The 3,654-nt window shown below is 72.1% G+C and carries 3 protein-coding genes and 1 pseudogene; 1 reads left to right on the top strand and 3 read right to left on the bottom strand.

The window, feature by feature from the left end; translation table 11 throughout:
• From ACTHL9_RS11910 to ACTHL9_RS11920, 3 genes and pseudogenes are all read right to left on the bottom strand, one after another.
• Positions 1 to 679 (bottom strand): annotated as a pseudogene (locus tag ACTHL9_RS11910) (M24 family metallopeptidase); the annotation flags it as partial.
• A gap of 82 nt (positions 680 to 761) precedes the next feature.
• Positions 762 to 1,826, bottom strand: coding sequence for a dienelactone hydrolase family protein (locus tag ACTHL9_RS11915; protein ID WP_440519325.1), 1,065 nt, complete (start codon positions 1,824 to 1,826; stop codon positions 762 to 764).
• On the bottom strand, positions 1,823 to 2,833 hold the full coding sequence (locus ACTHL9_RS11920; RefSeq protein ID WP_440519327.1) for a LacI family DNA-binding transcriptional regulator: 1,011 nt from the start codon (positions 2,831 to 2,833) through the stop codon (positions 1,823 to 1,825). The genes ACTHL9_RS11915 and ACTHL9_RS11920 overlap by 4 nt, the downstream gene beginning before the upstream one ends.
• Before the next feature lie 69 nt (positions 2,834 to 2,902).
• On the opposite strand from ACTHL9_RS11920, the gene ACTHL9_RS11925 reads away from it, so the two are divergent.
• Positions 2,903 to 3,654, top strand: a 752-nt coding sequence (locus tag ACTHL9_RS11925; RefSeq protein ID WP_440519329.1) for an acetylxylan esterase, incomplete at its 3' end; no start/stop codon positions are given.

Consider the following 3,654-nt stretch of genomic DNA (forward strand, 5'->3'; position numbering starts at 1 on the left):
GGATGAGGCCGGACCGCCGTGCGCACACCACGACCATCGCCCGCGCCCCCAGCGCGGCCGGGGTGGGAAGCGGATGCCGGTGGCGCCGTCGTTCTTCACCGCCTGCGAGCACGACGATCGGCTCCGCCCCCAGCTCGACCACCCCGGCGGCGAGCCGCGCCGCGAGGTCGCGCTCGGGCTCCGTCGGCGACGCCGAGGACAGGCAGCGGGTGAGAAGGGCCGCGACATCGGCCCCGAGCTCCCGATACCGCCGCATTTCGGCGGGAAGCAGCTGCTGCCGCGCCGCCCGCACGCCGGCCTCGAGGCGGCCCTCCGTCGCCCCTCCCGCGGACAGGGCCTCGGCCTCGGCTGCCTCGGCCCCGCGCGCGTACCACGGATGCTCCACGACCTCGGCCCACTCCGGCAGCTCTTCCGCGGCGAGCCGCTCCGCCTCGTTCGAGGTCACGTGCACACGGTCGCCGTCGCGGGAGACGACGACGGCGGCGATCGGCGGCGCCGCGAGGCTCACATGGGTGCGGGCCCCTTCGAGGTACCACGCGAGCGCGGGCTGGGACGTGAGGGCTACCGCTTCGATCCCCTCGGCGTCGAGGAGATGGAGGAGGCGGCGTCGCTTGGCTTCGTGCTCGCTGAGATCAGGCTCAGCGGCACGGAGGGGGGCGGCACGGAGACCGTAGGGCATGGGCCAACCTTCAGGGGCGAGAAACCGATTTCTCACCACCATATGGGCAAGGGCCTTCCCCGTCAACGTCTCCATCTGCGCCTCAGCGCTTGAGCGCCTCGGCAACCCATTCCCACGCTGCCTCCTGCATGTTCGGCGTGAAGACATGGCCGACCGGCAGGAGCGCCCCCGTGTAGTTCGCCTCGTGTCCGAACGCCGCGAAGCGACGCCGGAGCTGATCGTCGGCCGCCGCCATGCCGTCCCGCGGGAAGAGGGGGTCCTCGAGGCCGTATTGCACAAGCAGCGGATTCTCGGTCCACGAGCCCACCACCGACGGCCAGTCTCCCGCGGAGCCAAGGCCCGGGCCGAGCCACGTCCACGCGTGGTGGGAAGTGTGCGAGGGGATCAGTGCGGGCAGCGTGCTCATCATCGTCACGATCACGGTCGCCCGCAGTTCGGGCGCCAGCACGCGCAGCGCCCCGGCCCGAGCACCGCCGCCGGACATCCCCACGGCGGCGACACGACCGCCGTCGACCCCCTGTAGACCCCGCAGCACCGAGAGGGCCAGGAGGTCCTCGCCCGCGATCAGCCCGGCCCACGACGCGCCGAGGAGGCCTGCGACCTTGGCTGCCTGGGCCTCGACGAGGCGCGGCGATTCGTCGTCGTCCGGAAGCCGGCGCGAGCCGAAGCCGAAGGCGTCCGGCACCAACACCGCGAAGCCGCGACGGGCGAGGTCCTCGGCCCACGCCCGCCCGCCGTACGAGGAATCCCGGCCGCGCTGCACCGTGGCGGCGACGTCGTCGTCGAGCAGGCGCGGCCCGTCGGCCAGCTTCTCCTTGCCCACCTCCTTGACGCCGCCGTGCTCGAACAGTGCAAGCACGCCCGGCAGGACCGCGTCCTCGCCGGCCGGTCGGAGGAGCCAGGCCTCGGTGCGAGGCCCGTACCCCGTTTCCCAGGTGAGTTCGAGGCCGTCGAGCCCGTCGCGCGTCCACTCGCCTTCGACCTTGACGTCAGCTTCGCGCGCTGCGGGGATCGTGCCGAGCGCCGCCCGAAAGCGTTCTCGCACCTCGGCGGCCGGCGTCGCGACGTGATCCTCGAACAGCCCCGAGGAAGGCACGACGGCGGCGGCCAAGTCGTGCTTCCAGCCCACCCATGCGTCCTCCGTCACGCGCTTGCCGGCCCGATGCTGGCGCGGACCTCGAGGCGCGGCGTGACGGTGAGGTCGTGCTCAGGCTCCCGCGAGTTGAGCAGGTCCCACAGCCGTGCCCAGGCCTGCTCTCCGAGCTGCGTCTGCGGGACGGAGGCGGTCGTGAGGGTGGGGGAGGAGAACCGCGAGAACGGGATGTCGTCGAACCCCGTCACGGAGAGCCGCTCGGGAACGCCGACGCCCGCCTCATGCAGCGCGCCGAGGAGCCCCAGCGCCACGAGGTCGTTGAAGCACACGGCGGCGGTCGCGCCCGAGGCGAGGACGTTGTCGCGCACCCGGTAGCCGTCCTCGAACATGGCGCCGCAGGGGATCTTCACGACCTGGGGCGAGTCGGGGCCCAGCTGCTCGAGGGCCGCGAGGCGCGCCCGGTTGCCGTAGGAGCTCTCGGGCCCGGCGAGGTACGCGATCCGCTCATGGCCGAGCCGCTGCAGCTCGCCAACGATCCGCCGCACGCCTGCCCCGTAGTCCACGGCGAGGCTCGGGACGCCGTCCACGGGACTCTCGCGGTTGACGAGCACCACCGGCGCGAGCTCGGGCAGAAGGCTGCCGAGGGCGCTCGGATCCATGCGTGGCGAGACGAGCACCAAGGCGTCGCAGCGGCGCCGGGCCTCTCGGGCCAGGATCACCTCTTCGTCCGGGTTCTCGATCGAGTCGGCCACCAGCACGCGATAGCCCTCTTTGGCCGCCGCGCGCGTGAGCCCCCGCAGGGTCTCCTGGAACATCGGGTTGGCGAGGTCCGGAACCACGATCGCCACCGTCTGTGTCCGCCCGATCGCGAGGCTGCGCGCCACGGTGCTGGGCATGTAGTTGAGCTTTGCGGCGGCGTCCCGCACCCGTTGGCCGATCTCGGGGTCCACGGTTGCCAGGCCGTTCATCACGCGCGACACCGTGGCACGGGAGACGCCCGCCTCCTCGGCGACGTGGGCGATCGTGACCCGCTGGGCGGGTCTCGTGCTCATCCGGGCCATGAGGACCTCCTCTTCTGAGTCGCCGGAATGACGGGCCAGAAATCGCTTTCCTGACTAGACTTCCATGCTATGCCAGCCATCGACCTCCCACTCGCCGAACTGCGCGCCTACCGTGGAAGCAGCCCGCTGCCCGCCGACCTCGACGCCTTCTGGGCCGAAACCATCGACGAGGCCCGCAGCTATCCTCTCAGCCCGCGCTTCGATCGCGTGGAGACTCACCTGCCGCTCATCGAGACCTATGACGTCACCTTCGCCGGCTACGGCGGGGACCCCATCAAGGCCTGGCTTCACCTGCCCGCCGCCCAGCCCGGCCCCGCGGCGGGTGGGCAGCGGGAGGGGCTTCCCGCCGTCGTGCACTACCTCGGCTACTCCGGCGGCCGTGGCCTCCCACATCAGAACACCATCTGGGCCCAGGCCGGGTACGCGATGCTCGTCATGGATTCGCGTGGCCAGGGCTACGGAGGGCAGCTTGGCGAGACGCCGGACCCGCACCCGAGCGCCGGGGGAGTGAACTTCCCCGGGCTCATGACCCGGGGCATCCTGGACCGGCACACGTACTACTTCCGCCGCCTGTTCACCGACGCCGTCCGCGCGATCGAGGCTGTGCAGGCGCATCCACGGGTGGATGCCTCGCGCGTGGTGGTCCAGGGCGTCTCGCAGGGCGGCGGGCTCTCCGTCGCCGCGGCGGGGCTCGCCGCGGGAAGGGTCGACGGCGTGATCGCCTGCCTGCCCGACGTCAACTTCCTGGCTGACTACCCACGCGCCCTCGACATCGCCACGACCGGGCCGTACCCCGAGCTCGAGAACTACCTCAAGCGGCA

It is taken from the genome of Sinomonas sp. (assembly GCF_051955515.1).
Classification (GTDB): Bacteria; Actinomycetota; Actinomycetes; order Actinomycetales; family Micrococcaceae; genus Sinomonas.